We start from the raw sequence: 15,336 nt of genomic DNA, 5'->3' as shown, positions 1-15,336 counted from the left end.
CAACGCACCACGGCCATTGCGCCTTGCTGGTGCCGCTTGGCGCCCGGCGCCGACGGGCAAGGGGGCGACACATGGCTGAAGGATCCAGGAACGAACCCGCAATGGATGCCAGGCGCTTTGCCGTCTTGGCCCAGGCCTATGGCGGCGACTTGCGGCGATGGCCCGAGGCTGAGCGAATGGCCGGCACGGTCTTTGCCGCGAGCGGCGCGGGCAAGGCCATCTTGAGGCAGGCCGGGACACTTGACGCGCTGCTCGACAGCTACCGCGTCGACGCCCCGGACAAGGCACTGCACGGCAGCATTCTGCAGGCTGCCGGCCGGCACCTCGTCCAGCGCCGGCGTAAGCGGTTCTGGTGGCTGGGGCTGGGACTTGCCGGCATTGGTCTGGCCGGTGCCGTGGCAGGGCTGGCCCTGGTGACCATCGTCACGCCGGAGGTCCAGCCGGACCATTATGTGCTGGATGCCAATGCGACGGCGTTTGGCGATGCCGGCCCCGCTGCCGAGAACGGTGAGGAAAGCCTATGAGCACGCGCTGGGTCCGTGGTCTGGTTATTGCTTCCGTGGTGCTGAACGTCTTTCTTGCCGGCGCATTCGTCGGCGGTGCGGTCTGGCTGAGAAATGCCAAAACAGGTGTCTCGCTGGAATCGGCCGGCCGACAACTTCCCGACCAGGATCGCAAGGCGTTCCGCGAGGCGCTGCGCCAGGTTCGCGTGCAGTCCCGTCAGATCATTCTCGATGGCCAGCAGGCCAGGCAGCAGGCAGCGGACCTGCTGCAACAGCCTGTCATGGACAAGGCCGCCGTGTCGGCGGCCCTGGAGCGGGCACGCAACGCCGACGCGACGGTTCGCACCCGGCTCGAGCAGGCCATTGTCGACTTCGCGGCGAACACATCACCCGAAAACCGGAGCGTGCTGGCACAGGCATTGCTGCGCCACATGGAACGCCGCGCTGCCGTGGCGCCGAAAAAATCGCCATGACGACCGACGGAAAATGCTCGAGACGCCGTTTAATGAAGAGAAGGGACAAGCCTGCCCGATCGCACCGTGCCGGGCGGCCATCTTCAAACTCGAATGCACTCGGAGCCCAATTATGAGTCGCCTGAAAAACTATGCAGCAGCCGCTATCCTGGCGGTCAGTGGAACTGTCGTGACCGCCACCGCGTCCAGCGCGATGCCCGTCATGTCTGTAACCCATCCGGCCGCCCCGGCATTGGTCGAGCATGTCCGCTGGGGGTGCGGCATCGGCTGGCACCCGAACCGATGGGGCCGTTGCGTGCCGAACGGCGTCGTCGTCGTGCGCCCGCACTACCATTACTGGCACGCTCCGGTCTATGGCTGGCACCCGCACCATCACTGGCGCCGCTGGCACCATAACTGATCGAAGCACGGCGGGGCCAGGCACCTGGCCCCGCGTCAGCGCCGGCGCACGGGCAATCCTGTCAGCCAGCCCGGAGTTAAGGTTAGCGCCGCTCCAATCCGTGGACGCCCGCTAGATATCTCAGCCGATTGGGTCCGGCCCCAGCGTCGCCACCGTCTTCAGCGCGCCGTCGAGCATGTCGCCCTTCTCGTCCTTCAGCGCCATCTCGCGCAGGCGGCGGATCCAGTCGGCGGCGTCGGCTCGGCCCTTGACCAGGTCGAGCGCCGACAGCACGCGGTCGAATTTCGACTGTGCCCGGACATGGGTGTCGCTGTAGCCCTTGATCAGCCGGCGGCAATTGAGGATCTCGACGGCCAGTGCGTAGTCCTGGGGCACATGGTCGAGAGCCAGCGCGTACCAGCGATCGAGATGCGCGACCTCGACCTTGTGGCGCAGCAGACTACGGCGCCAGCGGCGCAGGCCGCCGATGAACCACAAAGCGGCAAAGCCGGCAAAACTGTCGGTGCGGATGCGGCGGCCATGATTGATGCGGCGATCGAGAAGGGCGGCGAGCTTCGGGCGGTCCTCGATGTAGCTGCCCAGACCCGCCGGCAGCGTGCCGCAGAACTCCTCGATGCGCGGGTGGAAATATTCGGTCACCTGCAGGATCGAGCCGTCCTTGACGCCGACCTCGCGGCGCACACGTTTGCCGCGCGTCGAGCGCGTCTTGAGATCGGCGACGCGGATCATGTCGTCGTAGCATAGCGCGTTGGCCAGATGCTTGGCAGCAGCGATCGACAGGCCATAGCCCTGAAGCGGCCCGTCCAGCGCGACGGCCTTGTCCAACCGGTCGAGATACTCGCGCCCATAGGCGATGTCCTGATAGTCGACGACCTTTCTCAAGCCCCGAAGTGCCATGTCGCGTACGGCTACCGGCAACAGGTCGATGCGGTCAGCCAAGGCCTGCCAGCCCTGCAGCAGGTTTTGCGGGCCACTCACCTGTCCTGTGCCCAGGGCAGATTCGACAATCGCGGGCTCAGCCGGCTTCTGCGCCGGTGCTGCCGTGCCGCGCGCGCGGTCAAACGCAGCGCCGAAGGCAGCAAGGCTGGCCTTGACGCCCCGGCCGCCGGCACCGATCGCCTGTTCGTAGCTCTCGCGGGTGAAGGGCAGCGCATCGGACCCCGCTAGCGCGCCAAGCAGGCTGGCCGAGATCATCGAGCCATTGTCGGCTGCGATCTTTTCCATGTCGAAAGCGATGAAGCGCTTCGATGCGGCTTCCGCCGTCGCATGCACCTTGGAGGACGAAGCCCGGCCATCGCCCGGTTCGATCTTTTCCGACACGGCGGCGATGCGGTGCGACGAGGCAATCAGCGTGGTGCGGTCGGGCGTGACGAAGCCGCGAATGATGGCACGGCCGGCTTCCATCAATTCGGCGGCGATCAGGATGTCGACATCGCCCTGCGACGGCGACAGGGCAAAGACCGGCAGCCGGCCGGTGTCGCGGGCCATCTCGACATAATAGATGGTGGCGCCGGTACGCTGGGCGACACCGGCGACCGAGGTCGATTGCGCAACATAGCCGTTGCGCTCGGCGACATCGGTGATCCAGTCGGCGAGCACGCCACCGCCCTGGCCGCCGACCGCCAGCACGGCGAGCTTGATGACACGCTCGCTATCCTGAGCGCCGGCGCGGGCGCGAAGTGGGGGGACAGCGTCAAGCATCGGCGAAGGTCAGCCGCCGGCTTTCGCGGCGTCGCTGCAACAGGCTGATGGTGGCGCGGCGCGCGGCTTCCAGGAAACGGTCCCAGCGGCTCGGATTGTGGACGACGTCGGCGCGGTAGAAGGATGGGCAGAGCACTGCCGCATCGGCGACCTCGCCGCAATTGCCGCAGCCGACGCAGCTCTGGTCGATATGAGCGACCGGATCGTCGCGCAGCGGATCGTCTGTTGACTTGACCGACAGCGAGGGACAGCCGGACAGCCGCATGCAGGCATGGTCGCCCGTGCAGATATCCTCATCGACACCGAATTTCGGTTTCACGACACGGGTCCCGCCCTTGATCGCCTTGTCGACCAGCGGCTTTTCGCGGCGCTGCCGGTTGAGCATGCATTCGGACGAGGCGACGATGACCTTCGGCCCTTTCTCGTCCGTCGTCAGCGCCTCGCGCAGCGTGTCCTGCATCTTGGTCACGTCATAGGTGCGGTCGACATGGCGCAGCCATTTGACACCCATGCCTTTGACCGCCTCGGTGATCGGATGTTTCGTCGACTTGGTCTTGTTGCCGGCGCGGGACGAGAGGATGTCCTGCCCACCCGTGGCCGCCGAGTAAAAATTGTCGACGATGACGATGACGCCGTCGTTCTTGTTGAAAACCGCATTGCCGATCGAAGAGGTCAGGCCGTTGTGCCAGAAGCCGCCATCGCCGACGAAGGAGATCGAGCGGCGCTTGGCATCGGGCGAATTGAAGGCTGAGGCGGAGGCCGGGCCCAGGCCATAGCCCATGGTGGTGGCGCCGAGTTCGAAAGGCGGCATGATCGAGAACAAATGGCAGCCGATGTCGGATGCGATATGGTGCTTGCCGAGTTCCTGCTCGACCAGCTTGGTCGCGGCAAAGATCGGCCGTTCCGGGCAGCCTATGCAGAAGCCCGGCGGACGGCCCGGCACGACATTGATCAGGTCGGCTGCGTCGACGCCGTCACCGACCTTGTTGGGCGCGCGCACTTCGCCGGGCAGAAGATGCGGCGCATCGGCGCGCAGGAAGGCGCCGATGCCGTCAAGCATGACCTGGCCGGTGTATTCGCCGGCCATCGGCAGGTACTCCTTGCCGACCAGCCTGGTGCCGCGACCGGCCTTGTGCAGCATCGAAGCAAAGGCCTGTTCGATGTAGTTGGGCTGGCCTTCCTCGACGACCAGCACCGCCTGCTTGCCCTCGCAGAATGACAGGAACTCGTCATCGATCAGCGGATAGACGGCGTTGAGCACATAGAGCGGCACGTCGGTGTCGCCATAAATGTCGGCAAGGCCGAGCCGCTGCAGCGCGCGGATGACCGAATTGTACATGCCGCCCTGCAGGACGATGCCGACCGAACCATGATCCGAGCCGAAGAACTCGTTGATCTTGTTCTTGGCGATGAAGTCCACCGCCGCCGGCCAGCGCTTCTGCACCTTCTCCTTCTCATGCAGGAAGGACGCTGGCGGCAGCACGATGCGGCCGGTGTCGCGGCGCGGTGCGTCAAGCGCATCGGCGACAGTCATCGGCGGCCGTTTGTTGTCCTTGGCGATGAAATGGCCGTGGACGTGGCAGCAGCGGATGCGCACCTGCAGCATGACCGGCGTGTTGGAAATCTCCGACAGTTCGAAACCGTCCTCCACCGCCTTGACGATCGATGGCAGATTGGGGCGCGGGTCGAGCAGCCAGACCTGGCTTTTCATGGCGAAGGCGTGGCTGCGCTCCTGCATGATCGAGGAGCCCTCGCCGTAGTCCTCGCCGACGATGATCAGCGCGCCGCCGGTGACCCCGCCGGAGGCGAGATTGGCGAGCGCATCGGAGGCGACATTGGTGCCGACCGTCGACTTGAAGGTCGCGGCGCCACGGATCGGGTAGTGCACCGAGGCGGCCAGCATGGCGGTGGCGGTGGCTTCCGAGGCGCTGGCCTCGAAATGCACGCCGAGCTCGCCCAGGATATCCTGCGCGTCGGCCAGCACGTCCATCAGATGGCTGATCGGCGCGCCCTGATAGCCGCCGACATAGCCGACGCCGCATTGCAGCAGCGCCTTGGTGATAGCGAGGATGCCTTCGCCGGCAAACTCCTCGCCGGCGCCGAGCCGGAGTTTCTCGACTTCCTTGGCAAAAGACCGTTCGGCCATTTTTTCAATCCTTCCGTTACCGCCTGAGGCTGGCGGCGCGTAGGTCTATCTGCTTGAGCATGACCTCTTCCGAAAACCGGGATCCACTTTTCGGGGTCATGCTAGATGTCGTGCTTGCGAATGTTCTTCAGCATCTTCAAAAGCGTGGCGATGAGTGCGGAATATTCGGCGTCGTCGATGTCGTCGAACATCGCCTCGAAGGCATCGTGCATGGCCGGCCAGGCGCGGGTGAACTCGGCGCGGCCCTCATCGGTCAGGAACACATGGCGGATGCGGCTGTCGGTGACGCCCTGCTCGCGCCGTACCAGACCCTGGCCCTCCAGTGAGTCGAGCGTCCGGCTCAAGGTCGACTGCTCGATCACCGTATAGACCGAGAGGTCGTTGACGGTGATGCCGTCGGTGACCGACAGCACGGCCAGCGTGCGCACCTGCGGAATGGTCAGGCCCTGCTTGCGGAAATCGTCGCGCAAGGTGGCGTTGTAGCGGCCCATGATGCGGTTCATCAGATAGGGCGCGAATTGCTGCAGGCCGATCTGCCCCAGGGTCGAAATGCGCTGGCGCTTCTCAGTGACCTTCTCTTCCATCACAGCCTCCCCGCCAGGAGAAAGCCGGAACCGCCGCCAAGGCCGGCCCCCGGGTGGGTCGAGGCGCCGATATGGTAGAGGCCCTTGATGCCGGTCTGATGGTTGCGGCTGGTCTTGAACGGCCGCCAAAGGAAGGACTGGTCGATGGTCGAGGAACCGCCATAGGGATCGCCGCCGACCAGATTGATGTTCATCGCCTCGAGATCGGCCGGCGAATAGGCGCGCCGCGCAATGACGCTGTCCTTGAAGCCCTCGATATGGCTGGCGAGGATCGCTTCAGCGCGATCGGCATAGGCTTCGCGCAGCACATCGGTCCATTGCCCGTCCGCTGGTGCCTGCAGCTTGCCGGCGGCGTCGCCCTTGATGTGGCGAGGCGCCTCGGGTAGTTGCAGCCAGAGGACCGCCTTGCCTTCCGGGCAGCGCGACGGGTCGAGCGCATGCGGCTGGCCAACACAGATGGTCGGCACCTCCGGCAGCATACCGCGCGCCGCCTCGTTGCAGGCTTTCGAGACGTCATCCAGCCCAGGCGTCAGATGCAGCAGTGCCACCTTGTCCAGGCCTTCGCCCCGCCATGCTGGCGATTTGTCCAGGGCGTAGTGGATCTGGAAATTGCCTTTGCCATAGCGGTATTTCCGCGTCGCCTCGACATCGGCTTTGGGAGCATCCGCGCCAAGCAGCCTGCCATAGAGCTGCGTCGGGGTGACCGAGCAGATGACGCTCTTGTTGGCCGTGATTGTCTCACCCGAGGCCAGCAGCACGCCGGTTGCCCGGCCATTGCTTTGAACGATCGAAGCGACGTCGGCGCCGGTGCGGGTGTCGCCGCCGCGTTCCCGGATCAAAGCCTCGAAGGCCGCCAGCAGGTTCTGCGCGCCACCCTTGACGATCGGCGCGCCCGCCGCCTCAAGCGCGAAAGCGATAACCCTGGCGATCTGGCCGGAGAACGCATCTTCAGGGCCTAATCCAGCATGCAGTACCCAGGGTGCCCACAACGCACGGATGGTTTCGGACTGGTAGGTGCTTTCGAGCCAGCCGCGCGCCGGCACGAGTGCCTCGCCGAGAAAGGCGGCAAGGCCACGCGGGCCACGGCGCCAGCCATCACCGGCCAGCAGCTTCGCTGTCGGATAGGACCACAGGCTGCCGCCGAGCAGGCCGAACAGCAGGCCGGCATTGCGCTCGATGCCGCCGACATCATCCGCGTGGCGGTCGCCCTCGCCTGCCGCGATCGCATTAAGGGCGACGACGTTGGCGGCACGGTCGGTGCTGAGCACGGCATGGCTGCCGTCCGGCCGCAGCACGCCGGTCGGCGTTCCCGTGTGGCAGAACTCCAGCCCGTGGCGCGCGAGGTCGGCGCCCAGTGCCGCAAAGGCCGGCGAGGTGATGAACAGCACGAAGGTCGTCGCCATCACGTCATGGATGAAGCCGGGCGCGGTGATCTCCTCGGTGCGCAGGCAGCCGCCGATGCGGTCGTTGCGCTCCAGGACGAGCACACGCGCCCCTTTGCCCCCGAGCATCGCCGCGCAGACCAGTGCGTTGATGCCGCTGCCGACGATGATGTGATCCGGCTGGGTCACGGCAAACGCTTTCGCTTAGCCCTTCGAAACCAGCGCCAGCGCGCGGATCGGGCTGCCGGTGCCATGTTCGATCTTGAGCGGCGCCGCGATCAGGATGGCGCCCTTCGGCGGCAGCTGGTCGAGGTTGCAGAGGCTGGCAAGACCGTAGCGGTTGGCCTTGTGCATCAGCGTGTGCGCCGGGAATGGCGGCTCCATGCCGCCGGCCTTGCCGGCATCCGTGCCGATCGTCTCCGAGCCCCAGCCCTTGATGTCCTTGCTGATCAGGAACTGGATGGCTTCGGCCGTCGGCCCCGGCGTGTGCGGGCCGGTCTCGTTGGCGTTGAGGAACTCGGCTTCCGAGCCGTTGCGCTTGTACCAGTCGGTGCGCATCACCACCCATTCGCCGGCATTGATCGCGCCATGCTCGGCTTCCCAAGCCTTGATGTGGTCGACGGTGAGCAGGAAATCGTGGTCGGCGGCGGCTTCCTTCGAACAGTCGATGACATTGACCGGGCCGACGAAATTCTGCGCCGGAATGGTGTCGGTGGCGCCGTCCGGATAATCCTTGCCGCTGATCCAATGCTGCGGCGCATCGAAATGCGTGCCCGAATGCTCGCCGAGCTTCAGCCAGTTCCAGGCCCACCACGGACCGTTCTTGTCGTAACGGGAGATGTTGTGGATCTCGACCTTCGGCGTGTCGACGGCGAGTTCTGGCGGCAGCTTGATCAACGGCGTGTCCGGCCCGAGTGGCGCCGACAGGTCGACCACCTTGATGGCGCCTGAAAGAAGCTGGCCGGCGACTTCGCCGAGGAGTTTTTGGGTGTCCATGGTTTGAAGTTCCCTCTTTCGTGTGATGATCAAGGCTCGTCTCGGCCCTTAATATCCTACTAGACGAAAACATATGCATCTGCAATTATCTTTAAGCATAAAGGAAATGGGGACGAGGCGTGAGCGAGTTCGACGCCATCTTTGTCGGGGCGGGCCACAACAGTCTGGCATGCGCCGCGCATTTGGCGCTCAAAGGCTGGAAAACCGGGATTTTCGAGGGCAGTGCAACAATCGGCGGCGCCGTCCAGACACGCGAATTCACCCTTCCCGGCTTCCGCCACGATTTCGGCGCGATGAATCTGAGCCTCTTCGCCGGCTCGGCCTTCCACCGGAAATATGCAAATGAATTGAAAGCGCAGGGGCTGGAGTTCGCCCCGGTCGTCGACTGTTTCGCCAGCGCCTTCCCCGACGGACGCTGGTTCGGCGTCAGCAACGATCTGGAAAAGACCGCCGCGCGCATCGCCGCCTTCTCCGCCGCCGACGCCCAGACATGGCGCAGGCTGGTTGCCGCCTTCCCGGCTGAGGCCGAACACCTGTTCCGGCTGCTGGGATCGCCGATGCGCGCCAGCGCGCTTGCCGGCACGGCGTGGAACCTGTGGCGCAAGAAGGGCATGTCCGGGGCGCTCGATACGGGCCGGCTGCTGTTGTCCTCGCCCCGCGCCTGGCTGGAGGAGAATTTCGAGTCGCCGCATATCAGGGCAACGCTCGCCACCTGGGGCATGCATCTCGACTTCGCGCCCGACATCGCCGGCGGTGCCGTCTTCCCCTATCTGGAATCGATGGCCAACCAGAGTTTCGGCATGGTGCTGGGCAAGGGCGGCGCCGACACCATCATCAAGGCGCTGTCGGGCATGGTGACCTCCGCCGGCGGCAAGATCGTCACCGGGGCCGAGGTAGCGGAAATCACGGTTTCAGCCGGCAAGGCGACCGGCGTGCGGCTCGCTTCGGGTGAAACGCATAGCGCCACCAAGGCGGTCATCGCCGGCGTCGCGCCCAAGGCGCTGACCGGCAAGCTGCTGGCGAACGGTTCGGGCGATGCCGGCTTCGATACGGCGATGCAAAAGTTCCGCCACGCACCGGGCACGATGATGATCCATCTGGCGCTGGACGATCTACCCGATTGGCGCGCCGGAGCGGAGCTTCGGCAGTTTGCCTATGTGCATCTGTCGCCCTCGCTCGACGCCATGTCGCGCACCTATCAGCAGGCGATGGCGGGCATGCTGCCGGACGAGCCGGTGCTGGTCGTCGGCCAGCCGACGGCGATCGACCCGTCGCGGGCGCCTCAGGGAAAGCATGTGCTGTGGGTGCAGGTGCGCATGCTGCCCGCCGAAATCACAGGCGATGCCGCCGGCAAGATCGCATCGGACCATTGGGACAAGGTGAAGGACGTCTACGCCGACCGCGTCCTCGACATCATCGAGACCTACGCACCCGGCCTGCGAAACAAGATCCTGGGTCGAGCGGTGTTCTCGCCTATCGATCTCGAGCGTGAAAACCCGAACCTCATCGGCGGCGACCAGGTCTGCGGCAGCCATCATCTGGCGCAGAACTTCCTGTTCCGCCCAGCGCGCGGCTATGCCGGCTGGAACACGCCGGTGGCGCATCTGCACCTCACTGGAGCGGCGACATGGCCGGGCGCCGGCACCGGTGCGGCGTCGGGCTTCATGCTCGCACAACAGCTTGGCGGGAGGTAGGAGCCGAGGATTTCCTTGAGGCTGCAAGGGGCAAGGCGCTGCTGCCCAAGAAGCCTGAACCAATGACCTGAAGACGCCGCGCGCAGAAACAAAACCAACAAGGGGAACGACCATGACAATCAACAGACGTGAATTGCTGGGATACAGCGCCGCGGCACTCGGGGTGGCCGCCGTCGGCCTGCCGCCGATCGCTAGGGCGGCTGCCGGCGAACTGACCATCGCCTACAACGTCAACTTGCCATCCTGGGATCCAACCACCGGCCCCTCGGCCGTCAACCCGACCATCCAGGGGCTGTACCAGTCGGTGTTCGACCAGTTCATCCCACAGAAGCCCGACCTTTCCTTCGCGCCGGGCCTGCTCACCGAATGGGGCTGGAACGACGACCGCACCAAGATCATGATGACGGTGCGCGAGGGCGTGACCTGGCATGACGGCTCGCCGTTCACGGCCGAGGACGTCGTCTGGTCGCTGCAGCGGGCAGGCGACGAAAAGACCGGCAACCCGATCCAGTTCGTCTGGAAGAACGTCAACAACTTCAAGATCGACGGCAACAAGATCACCGGCGACGTCGTGCAGTTCGACCCGGTCTATTTCAAATGGATGTCGTTCCTGACCGGCTACATCATGCCGAAGGCCTATTACGAGAAGGTCGGCGCCGAAGGTTTCGAGAAGGCGCCGATCGGCACCGGCCCCTACATGGTCGAAAAGTTCGAGCGCAACGCCTTCCTGCGGCTCAAGGCCAATCCGAACTATTGGGGCGGCAAGCCGGCCTTCGAGAATGTGACGATCAAGTTCGTCGCCGACGCGGCAAGCCGAGTCGCAGAGATCGAATCCGGCTCCTCGCAGGTGACGCTCGAAATTCCCTATGAGGAGTATGACCGGCTGATCGCCAAGGACGGGCTTGCCGGCTCGTGCAAGAACGTTTCCGACATCGGGATGATCTTCTTCAACGACATCGAGGCGATGCTGGACAAGAACGTCCGCCAGGCCGCCGTGATGGCCGTCGACAAGAAGCTGCTGGTCGATCGCCTGCTGCGCGGCTACGGGCAGCCGATCGATACGCTGGAAACGCCGGAATACGCATCCTACGACGCGTCGATCAAGGTCGAGCACAATCCGGAAAAGGCCAAGGAATTGCTCGCCGCTTCCGGCTATTCGCCGGAAAAGCCGGTCAAGTTCACCATCCAGACGACCAAGGGCTTCAAGCCCAAGGACTATGAGATGATCCAGGCGATCGTCGGCATGTGGCGCAAGGTCGGCATCGAGGCGACGATCGAGGTCTACGAGATCGCCAAGCACTACGAACTGCGCGCCGCCGACAAGCTTGCGCCGGCCGCCTTCTACAATTGGGGCAATGCCATCGGCGATCCGACCACCTCGACCGGCTTTGCCATGTATGGCCCGAGCCCGCATTCGGTGTGGGACAGCCAGGATCTGATCGACATGATCAACCCGCTGTGGGGCGAAAAGGACGAGGCCAAGCGCATCGCCGGCTGGAAGGCTGTCGACAAATACATCGCCGAGCAGGCCTATGTGCTGCCGCTGATGCAGTATGCGCAGCCGATCGTGCATGCCAAGGGCGTCAATGTGGTGCAGCATGTGTCCGGCGCGCTGCTGCCGGCCCTGATGACCCCGGCCTGACCAATATGGGAAGGCGCCCCGTCGCGAGACGGCGTGTCTTCTCCCAACTTGCGCAGGGCCCCTCATCCGGCCCTTCGGGCCACCTTCTCCCCGCTGGGGAGAAGAGACTGGTTCAGCCGTCAGCGACCTCTTCTCCCCTCGGGGAGAAGGTGGCCGCGAAGCGGCCGGATGAGGGGGCTGTTCGTTCTATTAATCACTGAAACGCATTAGGCCTGCGCCAGAATGCTCCTGCAAAGATTCATGATCCGTCTTCTGACGATGCTGATCACGCTGTTCGGCGTGGCCGTCGTCGTCTTTGTCGTGATCCGCGTCGCACCCGGCGATCCGATCGCCATGATGCTGCCGCCCGGCGCGACGGATGCCGACATTGCCCGGCTGCGCGCGCTCTACGGCCTCGACAAGACCATCGTCCAGCAATTCTTCATCTGGCTGTCGGGCGTGGCCCGGGGCGATTTCGGCACTTCGATTTCGCTGCGGCAGGATGTGCTGGGTCTCGTCTTCAACCGGCTGCCGGCGACGCTGGAGCTTGCCATCGTCGCGCTCATCATGGCGGTGGCGCTCGGCGGCACGACGGCGGTGATCGGCGCGCGCGAGCGCGGCACGGCGGTCGAGGCCGGCATCGACATCGCCAGTGGCGCGGCGCTGTCCATTCCCGATTTCCTGTGGGGTCTGGTGCTGATCCTTCTGTTCGGCGTTCTGGTGCCGATCTTCGACATTTCCGGGCGGGTGTCGCCGCAACTCGACTTGCCCTTCGTCACCCAGTTCTATCTGTTCGAGAGCCTGTTGCGCCTGCGCCTCGACCTCACTTGGGATCTGCTGAAGCACATGCTGATGCCGGCCGTGGCGCTGGCGCTGCCGCTGGCAGCAATCATCTCGCAGCTGCTGAAACAGTCGCTGAAGGAAGTGCTCGACCTCGACTACGTCGTGCTGGCACGGGTGAAGGGTTTTTCGGAAACGCAGGTCATCCTGCGCGAGGCCTTGAAGAATGCCGCTTTGCCGACGCTGACACTGGTCGGCGTGCAGTTCACCTTCCTGATCGGCGGCACCGTCATCGTCGAACGGCTGTTCTCCTATGAGGGCCTCGGCAATATGGCGATCGACGCGGTCATCAACCGCGACCTGCCTTTGATTCAAGGCATCGTGCTGGTCTTCGCGCTGCTGTTCGTGCTGATCAACCTCAGCGTCGACATGATGTATGCGCTGCTCAATCCGAGGCTGCGCCATGGATGAGGGCCGTGCTCGAAGGCGAGGTGTGTCGCCACGCCTGTGGCTGGCCGGCGGCTGGCTGCTGCTGGCGCTTCTGGCGGCAATCTTCGCGCCGCTGGTCGCGCCGCAGGATCCGCTGGCGCAGGATCTGATGCTGGAGCGGTTGCCGCCATTCTGGATGAATGGAGCCGAACCCGGCTATTGGCTCGGCACCGACAGCCTCGGCCGCGATCTGTTGTCGAGGCTGATCTTTGGCGGCCGCATCGCCTTCATCGTCGCCTTTTCCGCAGCCGTCGCTGCGTGCCTGGTCGGCTCGACGCTAGGCCTGATCGCAGGCTATTTCGGCGGTTGGGCCGACCGCATCATCTCGCGCGTCGTCGATGTCTGGATGGCCTTTCCGCCGGTGCTGTTCGCCATATTGCTGGTGGCGGTGCTCGGCACGGGCTTGAGTTCCGTCATGCTGGCCATCGCCATCATCGACTGGACGCGTTTCTGCCGGGTGATCCGTGCCGAGACAATGGGTCAGTCGCGCATGGACTATGTCGAGAATGCCCGCATTGCCGGCTACGGCCGCATCGGCATCATGCTGCGCGAAGTGCTGCCCAATGTGGTGCCGTCGATCGTCGCATTGCTGTCGCTGGAAATGGGCATCGCCGTTATCGTCGAGGCGATCCTGTCCTTCGTCAATCTGTCGATCTCGACCGACGATCCGACCTGGGGAGGCATCATCGCCGAGGGCCGGCTGTCGATCCACCAGGCGTGGTGGGTGCTGGTGTTCCCGCTGATCACGCTGATCCTGACCGTGCTGTCGTTCAGCCAGTTCGGCGAGGCGCTGAAGACGCGTTTCGATCCGGTGCTGCGATGAGCGCCTGCCTCGACATCAGGGGTTTGAGCGCGGTGCTGCCCAACGGCCAGCGCGTATTGCGCTCGGTGTCGCTTGTCGTTCAGCCCGGCGAAGTGCGCGCGCTGGTCGGCGAAAGCGGCGCCGGCAAGACGATGATCGGCAAGGCGGTGCTCGGTGTGCTGCCGTCGAGCGTGCGCATTGTCGAAGGCGACATGCTGCTCGAGGGTGAAGACCTCGGCAAATTGCAACCCAAGGCACGACGCACGCTGATCGGGGCGCGCACGGCGCTGATCCCGCAGGACCCGCTGACCGCGCTCAACCCGTCGCGGCGCATCGGCTCGCAGATGACCGACCGGCTGGTGCGCATCCTCGGCTGGAGTGGCGAGAAGGCCGATACCCGCATCCGGCAATTGCTGGACGAGGTGCAGATCCGCGATCCCGACCGCGTGCTGAAGAGCTATCCGCACGAACTTTCCGGCGGCATGCGCCAGCGCGTGCTGATCGCTGCCGCCTTCGCCGCAGAGCCAAGGCTGATCGTCGCCGACGAGCCGACCACGGCGCTTGATGTGACCGTGCAAAAACAAATCCTGCGGCTGATCGTGCAGTTGCAGCGCGAGCATGGCACGGCGATCCTGTTCGTCACCCATGATCTCGGCGTCGTCGCCAAGATCAGCCAGAGGGTCTCGGTGCTTTATGCCGGCAAGGTGGTGGAGGAGGCCGACACGGCTGCCCTCTTCGCAGCACCGCAGCATCCCTACACGCGAGCGCTGATGGCGGCGACGCCACGCTACACCGATCCTTTCGCCTCGCTGAAGCCGGTGGACGAGGCGGTGCTGGCCGGGCTTGCTTCGGAGATCGCTGCCGCCGACCAAGCCTGGAGGCGGCCGCATGGTTGAACCGTTGTTCTCCGTGCGCGGGCTGAAGGTCGCGCTGCCCGACATGACGCGCAAGCCACTGATCGGCCGCGCGCCATTGGTCGAAATCCTGAAGGGCCTGGATTTCGACCTGCCCAGGGGCTCGGTGACCGGCATCGTCGGCGAATCCGGTTCCGGCAAGTCGACGCTCGGCCGCGCTTTGGTGCGCCTGCTGGAACCCAGCGCAGGCAACATTACTTTCGACGGCCGCGACATCACGCATCTGCCGGAGGCGGAACTGCGGCCACTGCGGCGCAATCTGCAGATGATTTTTCAAGATCCGATGTCGTCGCTCAACCCGCGCCGCACCATTGCCAGCATCATCGCCGCGCCACTCAAGCAAAATGGCCTCGGCGACAATCTCAAGGCGCGCGTTGCCGAGGCGCTGCAGCGCGTCGGCCTGCCGCAAAGCTTCGCCAACCGCTATCGCCACGAATTATCGGGCGGCCAGCGCCAGCGCGTCGGCATTGCGCGGGCGCTGGCGCTGTCGCCGAAATTCGTGCTGGCCGACGAGATCGTCTCAGGGCTCGACGTGTCGACGCAAGCGCAGATCCTGACGCTGCTGGAAAAGCTGGCGGCGGAAATGGGGCTGACCGTCGCTTTCATCAGCCACGATCTGTCGGTCATCCGGCGGCTGTGCCGGCAAGTGATCGTCATGCGCGAAGGCGTGATCGTCGAAGCGAGCGCCACCGACGCCTTGTTCGACAAGCCGCAGCAGGCCTACACGCGCGATCTCATCGCGGCCATTCCGCTGCCCGAGATCGATGCGAGCTGGCTGGACATTCCTTCCGCCGCCAAGGCGCCGACATGAATGCATACGCACGCCGAAGAGCGGGCCTCGGGCGTGCGAC

14 protein-coding genes are annotated in these 15,336 nt (G+C 64.8%); 9 read left to right on the top strand and 5 right to left on the bottom strand.

Going from position 1 to position 15,336, the window contains the following annotated elements; genetic code table 11:
* Window positions 1-71: 71 nt before the first annotated feature.
* The 3 genes from NP945_RS06720 to NP945_RS06710 all read left to right on the top strand — a co-directional run bounded on the left by NP945_RS06720 (window position 72) and on the right by NP945_RS06710 (window position 1,376).
* A complete protein-coding gene (locus NP945_RS06720) occupies window positions 72-524 on the top strand; it encodes a hypothetical protein (RefSeq protein ID WP_127269064.1) in 453 nt (150 codons plus the stop codon).
* Complete coding sequence (locus tag NP945_RS06715; RefSeq protein WP_127269063.1) at window positions 521-976, top strand: periplasmic heavy metal sensor; 456 nt, start codon at window positions 521-523, stop codon at window positions 974-976. Before NP945_RS06720 ends, NP945_RS06715 begins: the two co-directional genes overlap by 4 nt.
* A gap of 112 nt (window positions 977-1,088) precedes the next feature.
* Entirely contained in the window at window positions 1,089-1,376 is a 288-nt protein-coding gene (locus NP945_RS06710; protein ID WP_127269062.1) for a GCG_CRPN prefix-to-repeats domain-containing protein, read from the top strand.
* A gap of 120 nt (window positions 1,377-1,496) precedes the next feature.
* Here NP945_RS06710 and NP945_RS06705 read toward each other — a convergent pair whose 3' ends face one another.
* From NP945_RS06705 to NP945_RS06685, 5 genes are all read right to left on the bottom strand, one after another.
* The gene (locus NP945_RS06705; RefSeq protein ID WP_127269061.1) at window positions 1,497-3,077 is read right to left on the bottom strand and encodes an indolepyruvate oxidoreductase subunit beta family protein; all 1,581 of its coding nucleotides are present in this window, start codon (window positions 3,075-3,077) and stop codon (window positions 1,497-1,499) included.
* Complete coding sequence (locus NP945_RS06700) at window positions 3,070-5,223, bottom strand: indolepyruvate ferredoxin oxidoreductase subunit alpha (RefSeq protein WP_127271584.1); 2,154 nt, start codon at window positions 5,221-5,223, stop codon at window positions 3,070-3,072. Before NP945_RS06700 ends, NP945_RS06705 begins: the two co-directional genes overlap by 8 nt.
* A gap of 101 nt (window positions 5,224-5,324) precedes the next feature.
* Window positions 5,325-5,807, bottom strand: a complete 483-nt coding sequence (locus NP945_RS06695) for a MarR family winged helix-turn-helix transcriptional regulator (protein WP_127270494.1) — start codon at window positions 5,805-5,807, stop codon at window positions 5,325-5,327.
* Window positions 5,807-7,378, bottom strand: coding sequence for an NAD(P)/FAD-dependent oxidoreductase (locus tag NP945_RS06690; protein WP_256745905.1), 1,572 nt, complete (start codon window positions 7,376-7,378; stop codon window positions 5,807-5,809). Before NP945_RS06690 ends, NP945_RS06695 begins: the two co-directional genes overlap by 1 nt.
* A gap of 15 nt (window positions 7,379-7,393) precedes the next feature.
* A complete protein-coding gene (locus NP945_RS06685; protein WP_256745904.1) occupies window positions 7,394-8,185 on the bottom strand; it encodes a cyclase family protein in 792 nt (263 codons plus the stop codon).
* Window positions 8,186-8,304: 119 nt separating this feature from the next.
* Between NP945_RS06685 and NP945_RS06680 the strand changes: the two genes are divergently transcribed.
* The 6 genes from NP945_RS06680 (at window position 8,305) to NP945_RS06655 (ending at window position 15,296) form a co-directional block, all read left to right on the top strand.
* A complete protein-coding gene (locus NP945_RS06680) occupies window positions 8,305-9,879 on the top strand; it encodes an NAD(P)/FAD-dependent oxidoreductase (RefSeq protein WP_256745903.1) in 1,575 nt (524 codons plus the stop codon).
* A 112-nt stretch (window positions 9,880-9,991) separates the two neighbouring features.
* Window positions 9,992-11,521 (top strand): ABC transporter substrate-binding protein, encoded by a 1,530-nt coding sequence (locus NP945_RS06675; RefSeq protein ID WP_128287531.1) that lies wholly within the window; start codon window positions 9,992-9,994, stop codon window positions 11,519-11,521.
* Window positions 11,522-11,743: 222 nt separating this feature from the next.
* Window positions 11,744-12,751: an ABC transporter permease gene (locus NP945_RS06670; protein WP_256745902.1), complete on the top strand. Its 1,008-nt coding sequence runs from the start codon at window positions 11,744-11,746 to the stop codon at window positions 12,749-12,751.
* The gene (locus tag NP945_RS06665; protein WP_256745901.1) at window positions 12,744-13,592 is read left to right on the top strand and encodes an ABC transporter permease; all 849 of its coding nucleotides are present in this window, start codon (window positions 12,744-12,746) and stop codon (window positions 13,590-13,592) included. Before NP945_RS06670 ends, NP945_RS06665 begins: the two co-directional genes overlap by 8 nt.
* Window positions 13,589-14,467: an ABC transporter ATP-binding protein gene (locus NP945_RS06660; protein ID WP_256745900.1), complete on the top strand. Its 879-nt coding sequence runs from the start codon at window positions 13,589-13,591 to the stop codon at window positions 14,465-14,467. Before NP945_RS06665 ends, NP945_RS06660 begins: the two co-directional genes overlap by 4 nt.
* Window positions 14,460-15,296 carry an ATP-binding cassette domain-containing protein gene (locus NP945_RS06655; RefSeq protein ID WP_256745899.1) on the top strand — a complete coding sequence of 279 codons (837 nt, stop codon included), beginning with the start codon at window positions 14,460-14,462 and terminating at the stop codon, window positions 15,294-15,296. Before NP945_RS06660 ends, NP945_RS06655 begins: the two co-directional genes overlap by 8 nt.
* Window positions 15,297-15,336 lie beyond the last annotated feature (40 nt).

This window comes from Mesorhizobium sp. LMG17149, from assembly GCF_024518695.1.
Classification (GTDB): Bacteria; Pseudomonadota; Alphaproteobacteria; order Rhizobiales; family Rhizobiaceae; genus Mesorhizobium.
The sequence above is the reverse complement of the archived record's forward strand: the minus strand, read 5'-3'. Positions and strand labels throughout refer to the sequence as shown.

Excerpts from the sequence above, each read along its gene's own strand:
- NP945_RS06715 (WP_127269063.1), top strand. The coding sequence starts at position 521 with ATGAGCACGCGCTGGGTCCGTGGTCTGGTTATTGCTTCCGTGGTGCTG.
- NP945_RS06675 (WP_128287531.1), top strand. The coding sequence starts at position 9,992 with ATGACAATCAACAGACGTGAATTGCTGGGATACAGCGCCGCGGCACTC.
- NP945_RS06685 (WP_256745904.1), bottom strand. The coding sequence starts at position 8,185 with ATGGACACCCAAAAACTCCTCGGCGAAGTCGCCGGCCAGCTTCTTTCA.
- NP945_RS06670 (WP_256745902.1), top strand. The coding sequence starts at position 11,744 with ATGCTCCTGCAAAGATTCATGATCCGTCTTCTGACGATGCTGATCACG.
- NP945_RS06655 (WP_256745899.1), top strand. The coding sequence starts at position 14,460 with ATGGTTGAACCGTTGTTCTCCGTGCGCGGGCTGAAGGTCGCGCTGCCC.
- NP945_RS06695 (WP_127270494.1), bottom strand. The coding sequence starts at position 5,807 with ATGGAAGAGAAGGTCACTGAGAAGCGCCAGCGCATTTCGACCCTGGGG.
- NP945_RS06700 (WP_127271584.1), bottom strand. The coding sequence starts at position 5,223 with ATGGCCGAACGGTCTTTTGCCAAGGAAGTCGAGAAACTCCGGCTCGGC.
- NP945_RS06660 (WP_256745900.1), top strand. The coding sequence starts at position 13,589 with ATGAGCGCCTGCCTCGACATCAGGGGTTTGAGCGCGGTGCTGCCCAAC.
- NP945_RS06665 (WP_256745901.1), top strand. The coding sequence starts at position 12,744 with ATGGATGAGGGCCGTGCTCGAAGGCGAGGTGTGTCGCCACGCCTGTGG.
- NP945_RS06720 (WP_127269064.1), top strand. The coding sequence starts at position 72 with ATGGCTGAAGGATCCAGGAACGAACCCGCAATGGATGCCAGGCGCTTT.
- NP945_RS06710 (WP_127269062.1), top strand. The coding sequence starts at position 1,089 with ATGAGTCGCCTGAAAAACTATGCAGCAGCCGCTATCCTGGCGGTCAGT.
- NP945_RS06705 (WP_127269061.1), bottom strand. The coding sequence starts at position 3,077 with ATGCTTGACGCTGTCCCCCCACTTCGCGCCCGCGCCGGCGCTCAGGAT.